The organism is Bifidobacterium sp. ESL0790, assembly GCF_029395435.1.
Lineage (GTDB): Bacteria > Actinomycetota > Actinomycetes > Actinomycetales > Bifidobacteriaceae > Bifidobacterium.
On record NZ_CP113915.1, the window covers coordinates 2,071,052 to 2,089,016 of the forward strand.

14 protein-coding genes are annotated in these 17,965 nt (G+C 50.6%); 10 read left to right on the forward strand and 4 right to left on the reverse strand.

The features are described from left to right. Window positions 1–107: 107 nt before the first annotated feature. Entirely contained in the window at window positions 108–1,409 is a 1,302-nt protein-coding gene (locus OZY47_RS07900; RefSeq protein WP_277177811.1) for a glycosyltransferase family 2 protein, read from the forward strand. An 83-nt stretch (window positions 1,410–1,492) separates the two neighbouring features. On the opposite strand, the gene OZY47_RS07905 is transcribed toward OZY47_RS07900, so the two are convergent. The 3 genes from OZY47_RS07905 to OZY47_RS07915 form a co-directional block, all read right to left on the reverse strand. Beyond that, window positions 1,493–2,344: a glycosyltransferase family 2 protein gene (locus tag OZY47_RS07905; protein WP_277177813.1), complete on the reverse strand. Its 852-nt coding sequence runs from the start codon at window positions 2,342–2,344 to the stop codon at window positions 1,493–1,495. 182 nt (window positions 2,345–2,526) lie between these two features. Then, window positions 2,527–3,972 (reverse strand): DUF2142 domain-containing protein, encoded by a 1,446-nt coding sequence (locus tag OZY47_RS07910; RefSeq protein ID WP_277177814.1) that lies wholly within the window; start codon window positions 3,970–3,972, stop codon window positions 2,527–2,529. A 100-nt stretch (window positions 3,973–4,072) separates the two neighbouring features. After that, entirely contained in the window at window positions 4,073–5,506 is a 1,434-nt protein-coding gene (locus OZY47_RS07915; protein ID WP_277177815.1) for a DUF2142 domain-containing protein, read from the reverse strand. A gap of 221 nt (window positions 5,507–5,727) precedes the next feature. Between OZY47_RS07915 and OZY47_RS07920 the strand changes: the two genes are divergently transcribed. From OZY47_RS07920 to OZY47_RS07935, 4 genes are all read left to right on the forward strand, one after another. Further along, window positions 5,728–7,371, forward strand: a complete 1,644-nt coding sequence (locus tag OZY47_RS07920) for an NAD(P)/FAD-dependent oxidoreductase (protein WP_277177816.1) — start codon at window positions 5,728–5,730, stop codon at window positions 7,369–7,371. Between the two features lie 273 nt (window positions 7,372–7,644). After that, window positions 7,645–9,546 carry a rhamnan synthesis F family protein gene (locus tag OZY47_RS07925; RefSeq protein WP_277177817.1) on the forward strand — a complete coding sequence of 634 codons (1,902 nt, stop codon included), beginning with the start codon at window positions 7,645–7,647 and terminating at the stop codon, window positions 9,544–9,546. A gap of 144 nt (window positions 9,547–9,690) precedes the next feature. Beyond that, window positions 9,691–11,622, forward strand: coding sequence for a rhamnan synthesis F family protein (locus tag OZY47_RS07930; RefSeq protein WP_277177819.1), 1,932 nt, complete (start codon window positions 9,691–9,693; stop codon window positions 11,620–11,622). Between the two features lie 74 nt (window positions 11,623–11,696). Beyond that, window positions 11,697–12,785 carry an acyltransferase gene (locus OZY47_RS07935; protein ID WP_277177821.1) on the forward strand — a complete coding sequence of 363 codons (1,089 nt, stop codon included), beginning with the start codon at window positions 11,697–11,699 and terminating at the stop codon, window positions 12,783–12,785. A 19-nt stretch (window positions 12,786–12,804) separates the two neighbouring features. Here the strand turns inward: OZY47_RS07935 and OZY47_RS07940 are convergent, their stop codons facing one another. Further along, complete coding sequence (locus tag OZY47_RS07940; RefSeq protein ID WP_277177823.1) at window positions 12,805–13,647, reverse strand: NAD(P)-dependent oxidoreductase; 843 nt, start codon at window positions 13,645–13,647, stop codon at window positions 12,805–12,807. Between the two features lie 175 nt (window positions 13,648–13,822). On the opposite strand from OZY47_RS07940, the gene OZY47_RS07945 reads away from it, so the two are divergent. The 5 genes from OZY47_RS07945 (at window position 13,823) to OZY47_RS07965 (ending at window position 17,922) form a co-directional block, all read left to right on the forward strand. After that, on the forward strand, window positions 13,823–14,686 hold the full coding sequence (locus OZY47_RS07945) for an ABC transporter permease (RefSeq protein WP_277177825.1): 864 nt from the start codon (window positions 13,823–13,825) through the stop codon (window positions 14,684–14,686). A gap of 1 nt (window position 14,687) precedes the next feature. Continuing rightward, window positions 14,688–15,458, forward strand: a complete 771-nt coding sequence (locus OZY47_RS07950) for an ABC transporter ATP-binding protein (protein WP_277177827.1) — start codon at window positions 14,688–14,690, stop codon at window positions 15,456–15,458. A gap of 30 nt (window positions 15,459–15,488) precedes the next feature. Beyond that, complete coding sequence (locus OZY47_RS07955) at window positions 15,489–16,244, forward strand: acyltransferase family protein (RefSeq protein ID WP_277177829.1); 756 nt, start codon at window positions 15,489–15,491, stop codon at window positions 16,242–16,244. Continuing rightward, entirely contained in the window at window positions 16,211–16,627 is a 417-nt protein-coding gene (locus tag OZY47_RS07960) for a hypothetical protein (protein WP_277177831.1), read from the forward strand. Before OZY47_RS07955 ends, OZY47_RS07960 begins: the two co-directional genes overlap by 34 nt. Window positions 16,628–16,743: 116 nt before the next feature. Continuing rightward, window positions 16,744–17,922 (forward strand): acyltransferase, encoded by a 1,179-nt coding sequence (locus tag OZY47_RS07965; RefSeq protein WP_277177833.1) that lies wholly within the window; start codon window positions 16,744–16,746, stop codon window positions 17,920–17,922. Window positions 17,923–17,965: the final 43 nt, after the last annotated feature.

Sequence of the window (17,965 nt, forward strand, 5' to 3'; positions counted from 1 at the left end):
TTGTCAATCAAGCCACCAACTCACTTTAAAAATTAATAAGGCATCAATTCATCAGGACGCCTGCCGAATTTTTCGGCCTGCCCGAGGCTTCTCCTACACTTGTGAATATGACCAACACCTCGAACGACGCCCTGGGCGACGAGCAAAACGATGCCGTGGCCAGCGCGACGAATGAACTGACAAATAACATCGCAGACAACGGTGTAACCGACATGACGAACGATGCTGCGCACAGCACTTCAACAACGGCGGATAACAACGCAGCCGTCTCTTCAGCAGCAAACAACACTCCCGTTGAGGCCTCGGACAACGCCTCGGCACCATCCAACAGTTCGAGCCAGGCCGATCCCGTCCCCGACGAAGCGCAGCCGCTCGTGTCAATCATCGTGCCGGTCTACAACGCGGCGGACTACCTGGACCGTTGCATCGACTCGATCCTGGACCAGAGCCACACGAACCTCGAGGTAATTCTCATCGACGACGGCTCCACCGATGGCTCGGCGAAGGTGTGCGACGAATATGCCGACCTGGATTCGCGCGTCACCGTCATCCACCAGCCGAACGGTGGCATCGGCAAGGCTCAGAACGCCGGCCTCGACGCCGCGCACGGCCGCTATATCGCTTTCTCCGACAACGACGACATCCTCGACCGACGCAACATCGAGCTGCTGCTGCATGCGCTCGTGACCACCGGGGCCGATATGAGCAAGGCCCGCTGGCGCCAGTTCGGCGTCTCGCAGATCGAAGACGTCGCGCATGAGGCCGAGCAGGGCGCCCCGGACCCCGGCAAGATCACGGTGTTCTCGCACCCGCTTCACGCCTACCAGACCGTCTTCTGCAAGTCGCTGCGCATCCTCGGCGACGCGCTGGGCCACAACACCGAGGCGAAATACTTCAACGAAGCCAACTGGTGCCGCCTCTACCGCCGCGAGCTGTGGGACGGCATCCGCTTCCCCGAGGGCGTCTACGCGCAGGACACCGCCGTGGCATGCCGGCTTTACACGAGGATGGGCAAGGTAGCCGACATCGACGTGAACCTCTACAACTGGTTGCAGCGCGCCGATTCCGTGACCCACAAGATGCGCAGCGCATCCTTCTATCATGACCACGTCGCCGCGTCCCTGCACAACATGCGCCTCTGCAAGGACGAACACGTTCTGCCAGCCCGCAGCTACTACACTCTCGTGAGCAACAACCGCTACGAGCAGAAGGCCGCACAAAGTGAGCAGGCCACCGGCAAATCCGATGACGGCGCAAACACCTTAGCCGTCGCCACAAGCGACAACACTCAGACGGGCGAGATTCTCAAATCGCTAAGCCCAATCCAGCGCTTCACTTGTATGGCTTTGCGCGCCATTCGCCTGGCCGAAAAGTTCGTCTACGACCGCAAGATCAAGAACATGAAGTGACACGGCGACACGACGCCGCGAAAAGCCAGAGCCGACAGACATTCAATCCATCGCGCTCTGGCCTATAAACTTTAAAGTTACTTTTACTTTCTCCCGGCCCGCATAGCGCGAATCTTGCGCTTGCCGGCTCTCCAGCCACGCAGCATAGCGCCCACCTTTGCGCCCTTCTCGCGCTCGAAGAGCAGTACGATGAGCATGTCCTGAGCGAGGCGCGACACCGAACGCGGCCACGAATACGTACCCAGCTTCACGTCGATATACAAGGCATTGCGCTCGATGTAGAACCACCGGAATGGCGCATGGTTCCAAGCAATCGGATGCTTGAAGCCGAGGTTGACCGTGCGGCTCTCGCCAATCTGGTGAGGCATGATGACGTCGGTGCACTCCACAATCGGGTATCCGGCCCGCACCAAACGACGTGAGAAATCAAAATCCACCCCGTCGATGAACAGCCAGTCGTCGAACCCGCCGATCGCCCGCCAAGCGTCTACGTTGGTCAGGCTGCCAGAAGTGATGCACTCGCCCTCGTTGCGCTTGCTGTGGAAGATGGTACCGTCTTTGCGGTTGCGCAGAAGCGGGCAGACGATACCCACACCCGTTCCGCCGTTCGTCTGTTTCGTAAGGCACCGCCGGTAGCCGTCAATCATTCCATCGGGAATCTCGGAATCGTCGTCCAGCGTGAGCACCCAGTCGAAGCCAGCCCCGCTCGCCCATTCGAACGCGCGGTTGAGAGCGGTGGCAACCCCCAGGTTCTTGCCATTGCGCAACAGCGTCACCTTGTCGAACCTGCCGACAAGCTCCGCCACGCGCTCCACGTTCTCGGAGCCATTGTCTACCACGACAAGCGCGCCCACCTGCCCCAGCAGCGCGGGCACACTCCCCCGCAAGTCGTCCAGCGACGGGTTAAACGTCACCATCGATGCCGCAATACGCATACGTTTCAATACCAATCCGGTTTATTCGCCATAGTTTCTATTCCCGAAGCAACGGCTACCTGAAATTAGGCAATCAGCCTCCTCTGACAAAAATGCCGTACGAGGAACGTTTCCTAGTGCAAACCTTAACTGAAGAACATTATATATACCGTTACATTGATTGTCGGCAGCATCAAAGACTATCAGAGGTCTTTATTGGAATCCATGGATACTTTTGCCGGCTTATCTACATACGCAATAGTAAGCAATAATGGCAAAAGCGGCCAAACGTATCGCTCTTCGACTCCAATCAAGTAGTCAGTCCATTTCATAGTAGGTAATACATTCCATATCATCGCTTCAATGGCATAAATCAAAACATAAACCAGTATGGCAATGACAATGGAAACCAAGAAATACCTATGCGACGCAATCCATGATTCAGATTTATCCCTTACCAAGGCCTTTCGGTTCCAAACTATGTACGCAACCCAAGCAATGACTATGACCGCAAGCATTGCAATCGAAATAGCTTTCTTAGGATAGTTCTGCGGGAAGGTGCGCAAAATGCTGAGCATAATCATGACCATGACTTTGCCAGGCCTTTTTAGGGCATATGCAATATTATCGGCAACATTTACATTGGGGAATATGCTACCGACTGTATGACTCCAAATTCCATATATAGGAAGCGCTATAGCCATCGATATCCCAACAAACCATGCTTTCCTCTTAGTGGAAAGTACTCGCCTAGGCAAAACCATAACCAGCAAAGCCAAAACGACATATACATATTTGGCAAAGAAAAGCAAAACTGTCAATGTTATACAAAGTGCGAGCCCGCCATTACTCATACGTTCCTTAGATTCAGCAGATTTCATCACTAGGGCAATAAGCAATGCCGAAATCGCAATGTAAAAAGCATCGGACATCAAACTGGACGCCAAAAAGGCAGTCAGCGGGAGCATTCCCAAAACAGTAAGAAATACCTTACCGCGCGGTAATACCGCTATAGCTAAACCAAAGAGAACCAAGAACACGATGAGATTAGAAGCACGCCCAAGCTGCCACGCATTGAATGGAGAAACACCCAACCGAATACCTAGCCATACACCGGCTGCCTGGGGGAGATAAACTATCGGGAAATACTGATTTGCGCGGTTGCCTGTCATCGTTCCTTTAAGGGGGACCGTTATTGTACGAGCTGGTTGATGATCAGACGCTTGTTGTTTAACCCGGTAACTGTCATAGAGCGGCATCAGAGGAGAGACGCCATGTGTTCCCTGGCGCGCGCTATCAATACCATCATGGTAAAAGCTCGCAACAAGCCATGATATCAAATCATTACGCACACCTTCGCGCTTCAAAAATCTAGCGTCGCCCTTAGTATGCTGGACCTTTACCTGATTACCATGTGGATCGACGCACTTATAGGCTGGACTAAACGCTTGACCGGTCGCTATTGAATAGGCGGTATTGGCATGCAGATCTGAATCAGGAATACTCATCGGCCCCGTCGACTGTATGAATTCGATACCTTCTATTGCGCACAGGACAACAAACACACAGATAATAATAATGTTGGTCCGTTTTGGCTTAGAAACTTCTTTGTCATTCAGCTTCGTTGACTTTCCCGACAGATGTTTCAATTCTCCACCTTCTTACGGTCTAAACGGACAACACATGCAATCGTATCAGCATGTTTAAGCACAAAAAACACAAAGATTAGTTTTAACAAGAATTTGTAAGTTAAGACAAAATCTTGGTGCTGAGATGCCGATTCTTATGCGTATACCCAATAGTCAGCAGTAACGGCATTAGAGGCCACAAATATCTTTCTTCAAGACCATAGATGTAATCTTTCCAACTCATAGTAGACAATTGGTTCCAAATTAACGCTTCAAAAGTATCAATTGCCAAAACAATAAGCAGAACAATTACCACCGACATCAGAACGTACCTATAAGCCGATACCCATGATTCTTTCTTCTCTTTCTTAATCGCAGACCGGTTAATGACGATGAAAACAACCCAAGCCACCAACACTGCCACCAGCGCCAAAATCCCAAAGAACTGAGTCGGGAAATGCTTGGAAAGGAACTGCAAAGTGCTCAACAACACCATTACCACAATCTTGAAAGGATGCTTGCCCGCGTACTCGGTATTCGCCGCGACGTTAACAGTCGGGAAAGAACTACCGAACAAGACGCTCCAGATTCCATATATCGGGAGGGTGACTAGCATCGATATGACGACAAACCAAACCTTTCTTTTAGTTGAAAGCACATTGGCGGGAAGCACCATCAGCAGCAGCGCTAACGCCACATATACACCCTTAGAGAACAACAACAATGCCGTCAAAATGACGAATACCGCTAAAACTCGATTGTTTATAGGCTTGTCACGCTCTACAGTTCTGAGGAAAAGCGCAACGAAGAGAGCGGCAACGCTTATATAGAGCCCATCCGCCATCAGACTTGTGGCGAGGAATACAGTCCCCGGCAAGACTCCAAGAACGGCCAGGAAATACTTGCCTCTGGGAAGCAAGGCTATCGCCAAACTAAAAAGGACCAAGAATACCAAAAAATTAGCAATCCGGCCGAGCTGCCAAGTCGTGAACGGCGGAGTGCCAAGTTTCAGCCCAAGCCACACGCCACAAGCCTGAGGCAAATACACAATCGGGAAATACTGGTTCGAACGGTTACCCGTACCAAGATGATGTGCTGGAACCGACATCGTTTTCTTCGGCATTTCATTTACCGATTCCTGCACTGCTCGATTCCTGTCATAAAGTATCTTGCTAAATCTTCCCGTCTGTGAAGCATCAGCCGTACGAGCATCATTGCGGAAATTTTCCAACAGGTATGATACGGCTCCATTGCTGGCACCATAACGAGACAGGTACCTCGAATCACCGGTGACTTCCTGAATTTTCACTGGGTTATTCCAAGGATCGGCCCGCTTCTCTGCATGGGTAAATTCTTGGCCAGTCGCCAGTACATAAGCGGCATTGGCATGAAGATCACTGTCCGGGATAGTCAGAGGGCCAGTCGAGTGTAAAAAAATAGCACCTTCAACGATACAAACAAGGAGGAATACAAGTATGGTTACCACGTTTCTGCGGACACCTACTGACAATTTATGAAAAATTGTTTTCGTCCCCTCTTGACGACAGTCACCCATTAATACCACCCTTTGAACAAAACAGTCTCCTGCATACTCTGACGTCAATTTTGCCGTTTACTAAAGACTAAACATATCTTTGAAACAGTTCATCCCATACGCTTGATTTGTGTATATTCAGTTTGCTTCGTCAAAGACGTTGACGCTTACGTGTAATCTAATGACGGTTTAAGTATTGAGATTTACTAGTCTCTTAGCATTTGATTCCAAAGGAGGCAGACGTGACTGACGATGAATTGGGTAAGAAGTCTGTGGTGATCATTGGCGGTGGGCCTGCGGGCCTGACCGCGGCGTGGGAGCTGCTCAAGGACGGCGGCGCCGACAAGTACGACGTGACCGTGTTGGAGGCGACCAAGGAGTTCGGCGGCATCAGCCGCACCGTCAAGCACAACGGCAACCGCATGGACATCGGCGGCCACCGCTTCTTCTCCAAGGACGACCGGATCATGGACTGGTGGAAGAACATCCTTCCGTTGCAGGGAGCCCCGTCCTATGACGACAATAAGCTTGGTCGTCATCACGATTTGGAGCCTGGCGGACCGGACCCGGAGAAGACGGATGTCGTGATGCTCAAGCGCCACCGCGTCTCGCGCATCTTCTGGAACCAGCACTTCCTGGACTACCCGATCTCGCTTTCGCCCGGCCTGTTCAAGGCGCTGGGCCTGAAGCTCACGTTGAAGGCCGGTTTCAGCTATCTCTGGTCCATGATTCACAAGCTGCCCGAGGACAACCTCGAGAACTTCTACATCAACCGTTTTGGTCGTCAGCTCTATTCCATGTTCTTCGAGGGCTACACGGAGAAGTTATGGGGCCGCCATCCGCGCGAAATCAGCGCGGACTGGGGTGCGCAGCGTGTCAAGGGCCTTAGCGTAGTTGCAGTGCTGAAGAACGCCATCCAGAAGATGATGCCGAAAAAGCGCGACTCGGGAGAGGTCGAGACCTCGTTGATCGAGGAGTTCTGGTACCCCAAGCTCGGCCCGGGCCAGCTTTGGGAAACAGTGGAGAGCCAGGTCGTCGACAACGGCGGTAAGGTGATCACCGACGCGAATGTGGTCGAACTGCGCCAGAGAGAAGATGGCAGCATCGCTTCCGTCGTCTACCAAGACGATAAAGTCGGGCGTGTAGAGCTCCTCGCTGACCAGTTCATATCTTCGATGCCGGTCAAGGATTTGGTGAACGCGATTGACAAGGCAGTCAAGGACGATACCCCTGCGCCTGGCGTGGCTACCAAGCCAAGCGCTGTACCTGCGGAGATGGTCAAAGTGGCCAACGGCCTGCCCTATCGCGACTTCGTCACCGTCGGCCTGCTCGTCAAGCACTTGCGCTTGAAGAATACGACTGATACCCCCACGCTCGGAAATCCGCCGATTGTGCCGGATTGCTGGATCTATGTACAGGACCCGGGCTACAAGGTCGGCCGTATTCAAATTTTCAACAACTGGAGCCCCTACCTGGTTAAGAACGTGGATGACACCGTGTGGATTGGCCTCGAGTACTTCTGCGAGGAGGGCGACGACTTCTGGAACCTCACGGACGAGGAAGCCACCCAGCTCGCCATCAAGGAGCTGACCCGTATGCGCGTGATCAACGGACCGGATGACGTGCTGGACTCCCACCGTGAGCACGTCAAGAAGGCATATCCGGCCTACTTCGACACCTACGCCCAGATGCCCGAACTCATCGACTACCTCGACTCGTTCGGCAACCTCTACTGCGTGGGCCGCAACGGCCAGCACCGCTACAACAACCAGGACCACTCCATGGCCACCGCTATCGAGGCTGTCAGCAACATCGGCAGCGACCGCAAAGACAAAAAGAATGTCTGGTCGGTCAACACCGAGAAGTCCTACCACGAGGAAAAGTAACTGCTTACTGTAAAGCAAATTCGCTCCCGGGACTTACAACTTTATTTAGTGAACCACAGTTGGCAAGCCTCCGGGAGCGAATTTGTTTTACAGTAGTTATCTGCAAAACCCTCAATAAAACTAAAGAAACTATGTGGCCCTCAATATTGGATTTGCACATATAAATCTCTGCTTCAATGCTTCTCATAAAGATACAGGAGCAAAGAGGCTATTCAGCCTATAGTATTGTTAAGTACTGTTTTAAACGCCAATACCAAGAGAAACCGTAAACTTATGATCCTTTCAGAATCGAGCGTGAACCGTCTCGGAATCTTCTTCTTCTACGACAAAGAAGGCGTGGTGGATGACTACGTATCTACCTTGCTTGAAGGTTTCAAGCCGTTCTTTTCCGAGATGACCATCGTCGTCAACGGCAAACTCACCTCCGAAGGACGCGCCAAGCTTCTGCACTTCACCGACGAAGACAAACTCATCGTTCGCGAAAACAAAGGCTTCGACGCATGGGCCTATAAAACGGCTTTGGACTCATACGGCTGGGAGAAGCTCGCGCGATTCGATGAGATCTGCCTGTTTAATGCCACCATCATGGGCCCCGTCTATCCATTCTCCGAAATGTTCGAGGCTATGGACCAACGCGATCTCGATTTCTGGGGCATCACTAAATTCCACCGCGTTCCTAACGACCCATTCGACAGAAGCCCCTATGGCTACCTTCCCGAGCACATCCAATCGCACTTCCACGCTTATCGGCAAAGCCTGGTAAAGAGCGAGGAGTTCCAGAAATACTGGGACAATCTTCCCGAAATCAAAAACTATTACGACTCAGTGGGCCTGCATGAGTCATTATTCACCAAACGATTCGCCGACAAAGGCTTCAAGTGGGATGTCTATGTCAACACCGACAGCCTTGAAGGATTCACGTACGGGCCGATAACGTTCGCGGCCAAGCAACTGGTCGAGGAGAAACGATGCCCGATTTTCAAGCGTCGTTCGTTCTTCCATCCCTATGGTGATTCCATCACACAATCGGCGGGCAACAATGCGCTTGACCTTTTTGAATACCTGCGCGACCACACGGACTACGACACCGACCTCATCTGGCAGAACGCACTGCGCACTATGAACCTGGCCGACCTGGAGAAGAACCTTCATCTGGACTTCGTCCTGCCACAGCAAACCGGCGTACCGCTTCCCGAAGGCAAGCGCATCGCATTGGTCATGCATCTCTATTACATGGATCTTCTGGACCAAACCATGTCCTATGCCACCTCCATGCCAGAGGGTTGCGACATCATCCTCACAGTCGGGTCCGAGGAGAAGGCAGAAACCGTACGCGCCTATTGCGAAAAACACCATCTGCCCTACAACATCGACATCCGCATCATCGAAAACCGCGGCCGTGATGTGAGCGCGCTGCTTGTCGGAGCCGGCAAAGACCTACTCAAGTACGATTACGTCTGCAGCATGCACGACAAGAAAGTCACGCAGGTTCAACCCCAATCCATCGGCGATGGCTTCCGATACAAGTGTTTTGAGAACAACCTTGCGACGAAGGAGTATGTCGAAAACATCATCCACCTCTTCGAAAGCAACCCTCGCCTTGGCATCGCCATGCCCACACCTCCCAATCATGGCGATTATTTCGCGCCGTACACGCTCAACTGGGGACTCGATTTCGACGGCACCAAAGAGTTCCTCGAAAACACACTCGATGTGCATGTGCCGCTGGATGAGAAGGAAGAGGCCGTGGCCCCGCTCGGCACCATGTTCTGGTTCCGCCCCGAAGCCCTGCATGGCCTGCTCGACCATGGCTGGGAATATGAGGACTTCCCCCCAGAACCCAACAAGACCGACGCCACATTGCTGCACTATATCGAACGCGCCTACGCCTATGTGGCCCAATACAATGGATATTTCCCCGCCTACATCTTCTCCGACCGGTTCGCCCGCATGGAAATCACCAACCTCGCCTTCGAGGAACGCGAACTTGTCAGGGCCATCAGCGACAAATGGCTTGGACGCAACGTCGAAGTGACCAAGGACAATATCAAAAAAGGCAAGGGCAAAGCCTATCATGCGGTGCACTTTGTCAGGAGTTCCATCAAGCGCACTCCCCTTGTCGGCCCCCTGCTTGTGAAGCTGTATAGAAAGTGGATCAGGTTCAGGAAAGCCTAACCGTTCTCGCCCACGAGCATACGCTTATCAAGAATGAACGAATGATTTCTACGAACCTTGATAGGCTATGCCGTTGTAGGTTGAACAGCCAAACCACATTCGCCAAATTTCAATGAGTTGTTGCAAGGAAAGTGACTCGTCTCTATGTTATTGAATCGTAATAGCGTGAATCGTCTGGGAATCTTCTTTTTCTATGACGCAGACGGCATCGTCGATGATTACGTGACAACGCTACTCGATGGATTCAAACCATTCTTTTCCGAAATGACCATTGTGGTCAATGGCAAACTCACCAACGAAGGCCGGGCCAAATTCCTGCGCTACGTTGATGACGACAGATTGATCGTACGAGAAAATACCGGATTCGACGTCTGGGCTTATAAGACAGCGCTGGATTCCTATGGATGGAAGAAGCTGGAGACCTTCGACGAGGTCTGTCTGTTCAACCACACCATCATGGGACCCGTCTATCCTTTCTCCGAGATGTTCGAGGCAATGGACCAGCGCGACCTGGATTTCTGGGGCATAACTAAATACCACCAAGTCGCGAAAGATCCTTTTGGCGACAGCCCCTACGGATATCTGCCCGAGCATATTCAGTCGCACTTCCACGCCTATCGGAAAAGCTTGGTGCAATCCAAAGATTTCCAAGATTACTGGGACCATCTTCCCCAAATCCGCACTTACAATGATTCCGTCGGCTTACATGAAAGCCTCTTCACCAAACGATTCGCCGACAAAGGCTTCAAATGGGACACTTACGTCAACACAGATGAGATGGAAAAACTCACCTACGGCCCGATCATGTTCTTCACTCCGAAGCTGGTCGCCGAAAAACGCTGCCCAATCTTCAAACGTCGCTCATTCTTCCATCATTATGATGACCAGCTCATCCAAACGATGGGCAACAACGTCCTTGATCTTTATGAGTTTTTGCGCGACCACACGGATTATGACACCGACCTCATCTGGCAGAACGCGCTACGCACCATGAACCTGGCCGACCTGATGAAGAACCTGCATCTCAACTACATTCTTCCTCAAAACATCGGCACGGCGATTCCCCAGAACAAACGAATTGCTCTGGTAATGCACCTTTATTACATGAACACTATCGACCATAGCCTGTCATATATTTCCTCCATGCCGAAAGGCTGCGACGTCATTCTCACGGTTGCCTCGGAGGAGAAAGCACAAATAGTACGTGAGCACTGCGCCAAAATGCAGCTGTCTTACAACATCGACATCCGGGTTGTCAAAAACCAAGGTCGCGATGTCAGCGCGTTGCTGATTGGCGTCGGCGCCGATTTGCTCAAATATGACTATGTCTGCTTCATACATGACATGAAATTCACCCAGCTCACCCCCCTGAACATTGATGGAGGGACCCACTCTAAGGGCTTCGACAATACGATTCCAACCAAGGAATACGTACAGAATGTCATACAATTTTTTGAGAGCAACCCCCGCCTTGGCATCGCCATGCCTACCCCGCCCAATCATGCTGGTTACTTCCCTGCATATACCTTCGGATGGATCGACGATGCCGAGGGAACCAAAAATCTGCTGGAGAAAACCCTGGGCATGGATGTTTTGCCCATCGATGAGGACAAGGAGGTCATCGCGCCATTGGACGGAGCGGCATGGGTCCGCCCCGAGGCCCTACGCCAAATCATCAACCACAAGTGGAGCTATGATGATTTTCCCAAGGAGCGCCTCGACGCCGATGACACGATAAACCATTACATCGTCCGCTCTTACGCGTACATCGCCCAGGCGAATGGTTACTTCCCCGCCTATATACTCTCGGATCGATTCGCGCGTATGGAAATCACCAATCTTGCCTTTGAACAACGCGAATTGGTACGGGCGATAGACAAGCCCTGGCTAGGCCTGGATATCGAACAGACAAAGAAGAATATTAAGAAATACAAGCATATTCCTTACGAGCTTTGCCGCCGCGTCATAGCCCTAATCAAGACCTGCATCAAACACATACCGGTTCTCGGCCCCTATATCGTTCAAAAGCGTAAAGAAATGCGAGAGCAGCAGGAGTCTCAGGTTGATGAGGAATAATTCTATCCTTCAATAGTGAGAGTATTTTTGATAGTACTTTCCAAACCAGATGAAACAGCAAAGGACAAGCACTCATGGAAACGACATCAGACAATATTGAAGTATCAGATGCCGCGTCTCTGTCTAATAAGCGTAAGCCACGCCTGTTTTACCTAGATTGGGTACGTGCTCTTTCTGTGATATTGATCGTCATCACACATTTCGACAATACCTACCCTTCAGTACGCCATATATTCTTCAATACCCCATTTGGCATATACATCGGAGATCTGGGCGTATCCCAATTCTTCATCATCTCTGGTGCTGCGTTGATGTATAACTACGAGGACAGCGAGCACCTGAATCTTAAAATCTTCTATTGGAAGCGCTTCAAATCCATTTATCCGATGTTTTGGATCGCCTTCATCATCGCCAATATTTATTTGCTGCTCACCATGGGCTCTGGAATTGTCAACAAAGCGCCGAAATGGACTATCCTGCTCTCTGCAATAGGCATGGATGGATACTTGGCAAACACTGGCCTATCTACTTTCTATACGCTCGGCGAATGGTTCCTTGGCTTCATTATCATCTTCTATGTCGCATTCCCCATACTGCGTATCGGCGTCAAAAAGCATCCTTGGATTACTGGCATCATCGTTCTTGCTTTGTATGCAGCAACATTGCTCATCAACATTCCTCTTCACGGTATGCCTAAAGCCTTACTACTGACCACACGTCTTCCGGAAATCCTATTTGGCATGTACTTCGTCCGTTTCATGAAGCAGATCCCACATGTTGTCGGAATCAGTTCGATAGCGCTGTTGGTTCTCCAACAGATTTTCAAGCCTGTTCGGGGAAATTTGGCAGTGACCCTGATTGGAATATGCTTCTTCCTGACTTTGGTTTGGCTCAGTCACTGGCTCAACAAACAACCGATCCGCAAGGTTATTGGGTCGTTGTCGAAATATTCCTATGCCATTTTCTTGGTTCATCACCAAGTCATTATTCAAGTATTCTCCGTTGTACACCCTGAAACGCTTGGGCTAACTAGCGCGTTTGTTCTCTTCTTCGCTGATTTTGTCATCATCATGGCGTTGAGCGTGGCATTACAAAAGCTGAATGGAAAAACAACGTCCTATGTGAAAGACATGTTCAACCATCCAGCTATTAAGAACTCCTAAAGAAAAATCTGTTCGATTCCTAGCGCTGAGATTCTCCCATGATCTGGAGAATCTTCGTGTTGTCGCCCCAAACCCCAGGCGAGTCGTACGGACGATCCGGGAACGCGCCGTATTCGAGCTTGATGTCGAGGTTGTTGTCCTTGATGTAGCGTTCGACACGGTCAGCCAAGGAGACGGGATTACCAGTGCAGCAGTTGATGATGCCAGTGACCTTGTCTTGGGAGACGACCGCGGCGATCTGCTCGGCGAGGACGTCGACGTTGATGAAATCGTATTTGTTCTTGCCCATGGTGAATGGGAACGTCTTCTTGCCATCCTGCGCCGCCTGAAGCAGCTTCGAGAAAATGGAACTCCCCCGCAAGTCGTCCCCCACGATGTAGTAGGCGCGAATCCACTGAGCAACGGCGTGATGTTCCTCTGCCATCTGCAGCGTTGCCTCACGAAGGGCGTTTTTGGCGATGCCGTACATGGAGGCGGGCTTGCAAGGCGTGTTCTCATCAATCGCGCCCTCCCAATAACCGACCTCGTGCATCGTGCCCATGACGGCAATCTGCTTCAGACCGCTGTCTAGCATCTGCTTGATGAAACGATAGTGCCCGGAAAGATCGCCCATATGTGCGTCGGAATTGTGTTTGAACCCGTCGCGCCACGCCATATGCAGACAGACATCGGGGCTTCCCAGCTCTTCGAACAAATTGTCATTCGGAGCGAAGAGATCAACCGCGACCTGCTTGGCCCGAGGATCCAAATCGTGCGGGTGGCGATCGGCTGCGATGACCTCCTGGCCATCATCCAGCAAGGCTTTCACCACATGCCGGCCGATGTAGCCGCTGGCTCCAGTTACAAGAATTCTTTTTGACATAATTCCCTACTCTATCAGCGCCGCCATAACGATGTGCCTAGAATTTGTAGAAGAAGTTTGGTTTTTCACAAATCGACCATGGCTCATGGGCTACAGTTCTATGCCAGAGCCTAAAATAGGTATGTTCGTTTGTTCGCTTGATTAGGTTAAGACAGCGAAGGTATGAAAGGTCACGATGAGTACAAAGTCTGACGTCATCTCACGCCCTGGCACTAGCAAAGGGCTGTTTGGCGTATTTCGCTACCGCTATCTGCTCAAGCTATTGGTGAAGAAAGAAGTCCGCATCCGCTACCGCGGCTCCTGGCTCGGCATGGTCTGGACCTACATAAAGCCCCTCACGCAGTTCTTGGTCTTCTACGTGGCCATGGGTATCTTCATGGGCATGGGACGTTCCGGGAACCTTCAGGTGTATCCTGTTTATCTTTTCAGCGCCGTCATCGTCACCAACTTCTTCACTGAAGCGTTCGGCAACTGCACGCGCTCGATTCTTAGCAATACCGGACTGATTCAGAAAATCTACCTGCCCAGGGAATTGTTCCCCTTGGCATCGTTACGTGTTGCGTTCGTCCATTTCTTCCCACAACTTGTGATTCTTCTGCTCGGGGCTGCCATCACCGGCTGGAGACCCGACATCAAGGGACTCATCATCGCCATTATCGGCTTCGCGGCTCTTTGCTGTTTCGCATTCGGATTGGGACTCTTCTTCGGATCAATCAACGTCTTCTACAGGGACGCCGAGAACATCACCGACCTTGTCGCCATGATCGCGCCCTGGGCCGCCCCTTGCTTCTACCCATGGACCATGGTCGCCGCGCATGTGCCAAGGTGGCTGTTGGAACTCTACTTCGCAAACCCGATCGCGGTTTGTGTGGAATCTTTCCATCGTGGTTTCTGGTGGGGCGCGACCGACGAGGCTTTCCAGTTCTCGGGGTCCTGGGTCATGAGGCTTGGCGTAAGCCTGCTTGTCTCCCTGTTCTGCCTTGTCGTCGGAGAGTTGACCTTCAAGCATCTCGAAGGCCGTTTTGCACAGGAGCTTTAATATGAACCAGTCAAAGAAAAAACGTTTAAGCCTTCCTGATGATGTTGCCATTCGCGTCGATGATGTCAGCAAGCATTTCTCACTTCGCGCCAATTCCTCCATCAAGGAATCAATCGTCAAGTTGTTCACTCCCAAGAAGAAGCGCATCAAACCAGAGCTTTTCCATGCACTTGACAACATTTCCTTCGACATCAAGCGCAGCGAGACCGTCGGTCTTATCGGGGTCAACGGGTCTGGCAAATCCACGATGCTGAAGATGATTTCTGGAGTGATGCAGCCTGATTCCGGAGACGTCTTGATTCGAGGCCGTCTCGCCGGTCTTATTGAAGTCGGCGCCGGATTCGCGCAGGACCTTACCGGCCGTGAGAACGTATACCTCAACGGTGCCATCCTGGGACTTTCCGAGCAGGAAATCAACGAACGATATGATGACATCGTGGCGTTCAGCGGCATCGAATCGTTTATGGACACGGAAGTGAAGTTCTATTCCTCCGGCATGTTCCTTCGTCTCGCGTTTGCGGTAGCGGTATACAGCAATCCCGACATCTTCCTCATCGACGAAATTCTCGCCGTCGGCGACGAGGCCTTCCAGAAAAAGTGCATTGAGCGGCTCAAGGAGCAGCAAAAGCAAGGCCAGACCATGGTCATCGTCTCCCATAGCGAGGACCAGATCAAGCAGCTCTGCCAACGTTGCATCGTCCTTTCGCATTCCCATGTCATCTTCGACGGAGATCCGGAAGAGGCCTTCACCGTGATGCGTCAGAATGCATAACTGATTGTTGGGTGTCCGGCAAAACGAATTTTGACGGACACCCAACAAATAAAAACTCAATCATTAACAACACAAGGATGTGAACTGTTGCAGGAGTCACTGAGAAGTAATTCCAGTAATCAGAAGAAGGTAATGCACCAGTCGAACTTTGAGCTGCTGCGCATCATAGCCATGCTGATGATTGTTCTTTGCCACTTTTTCTTCTACAACAAGTTCTCACTTGATCAGCAGCCCATGAGGCCGAAGCGAATCGTTCTGAAAACTTTCCTAGCGAGTCAGGGAAGGGTTGGACTCGATATATTCTTTGCCATTTCCATCTGGTTCCTCTGCAAACCGAATCACCAAATCCATTTCCACGACTCAGCCAGACGTGCATGGGTCCTGGAGCGCACACTTCTGTTTTGGTCGCTTGTTCTGACGATTGTTTGCTTTGCAACACGAATCCTACCGGTGACGGCACGGTCTATTCTGAATGCGATTTTCCCTACCGCAACCTGTGATTGGGGCTACGCGACCTCGTATATCTTCATCCTTCTTCTGCTGCCTTCCATCAATCAGGGCATCAGCCGTCTGAGCCAAAGGCAACACCTGTGCATGTGTGTCGTTCTTCTTGTCTTTGGACCAGTCTTTGGAGTGATACCTGGCTTTAACCATCAGATGGCGGCAAGCGGTCCATCGCGTTCCTCTGCCTTGTCGTATTTGTCACCTACCTTCGGTGGCATCACGAGCAATTCCCCGGTATCCTCATCGGTTTGGCCTGCCTCGCAGTTGGTTATGCGATCATAGGTGCGGAAACGTATATCGGATTCCAAATCTATGAAATGTTGGACATGGGCATTTTGGCGGAGACCTTCGGCTGGTTCACACTTGCTTCTCATTTGCATTTTTCCAGTCGCTTCGTCAACTGGATTGCATCGCATGTGTTTGCTATTTACCTGATCACTGAATTCATCCCCGTCAGAAATTGGCTGTGGGGCAGCATATTTGATTATGGTCCCTATTACCACGGACTCATGTCTATTCTTTACCCGATAACAGTGACGCTATTCGTATGTGTTGCATGCATTCTACTCGACATTGTGAAATCGACGGTCTTCAAGATTACTGTTGACCGCCACGAGGGCCACCGGTTTGAATTACTCTGGTCAAAAACACCTAAAGTGTCATAAATAAAGACAGGAATAAAGAGAAGAAAAATATCAGTTAGATAAGCAGCAGATTGTCCATTATGATATGTAAACAGATATCGGAGTTGATAGTTGATAGGTAGGTATAGGAGGCAGTAGTGAAGAAATCCGCAGAACCCAAGTATGCGACACGGCAGTCCAACTTCGAGTTACTGCGTATCGTGGCCATGGCAATGATTGTCATGCATCACTTCTTCTACTGGAACAAATTTCCGCTGTACTTACAGCCACTAGGTAAAAAAAGACTTTTCATCCAAACTTTTCTCGCCACCGAAGGGCGCGTTGGCGTAGATCTGTTTTTCGCAATCTCCATTTGGTTCTTATGCAAGCCGCATCGTCAAATCACATTGCATAGCACTGCAAAGCGCGCTTGGATTTTAGAACGCACACTACTGTTCTGGTCAATTCTTTTAGGCGTTATAAGTTTGGTATTTAAACTCACTCCTATTAGGGCTTCGATTTTCATAGAAATGTTTCTGCCACTACTGAGTTATCACTGGTGGTACGCGACGATATATGTGCTTATTCTCTTATTGCTACCTATGCTGGTCAAAGGTTTAAGTAGTTTAACACAACGACAACACTTCGCATTAGTTTGCATAATTCTCTTTATGGGACCCTTCATCGGAGATATACCTGGACTTTACAACTCCATAATCAACGACGACATTCTCGAAATGCTTTGCTTGCTGATACTGGTCTGCTATATCCGTTGGTACCACGAGCAACTATCCTCCGTTTGGACAGGTTTTGGATGTCTTGTATTAGGTTACCTTGTCATTGGCCTTCAAGATCTGACTGCTTATACAGCATTCCCGCAGACACCATTTAACGCCATTTTCCCGAAGATGCTGAATCTCGGCATCCTCGTGCAAGCGTTCGGATGGTTTATACTCTTTTCGCATCTCCATTTCCACAGCAAGATCATCAACTGGACTGCGTCGCATGTCTTCGCCATCTATCTCATTACCGAATTCGTGCCTATTCGAGATTGGTTGTGGAAAAGCATGTTTGACTACGAACCGTATTATCGCAGCAGAATCATGTGTGCGTTGTATCCGATAGGCGTAGTTTTGCTCGTCTGCATCGTCTGCATCCTGCTGGATGTCGTGAAATCGGTTATTTTCAAACTCACCGTGGATAGAAACAAGGGTCATTGGTTTGAACTCGCGTGGAATCACGCAAGCGAGTTCCTGAACAAGAGAAATCAAGCGGCTCGAATCCAGAATACAAAAACCAATCAGAACGCTTCCGTAAAAGAAACCTCTCAACACTGATATTTGTGTCTGAACCTTGTAATTATCCAGCGGCCGCCCTCAT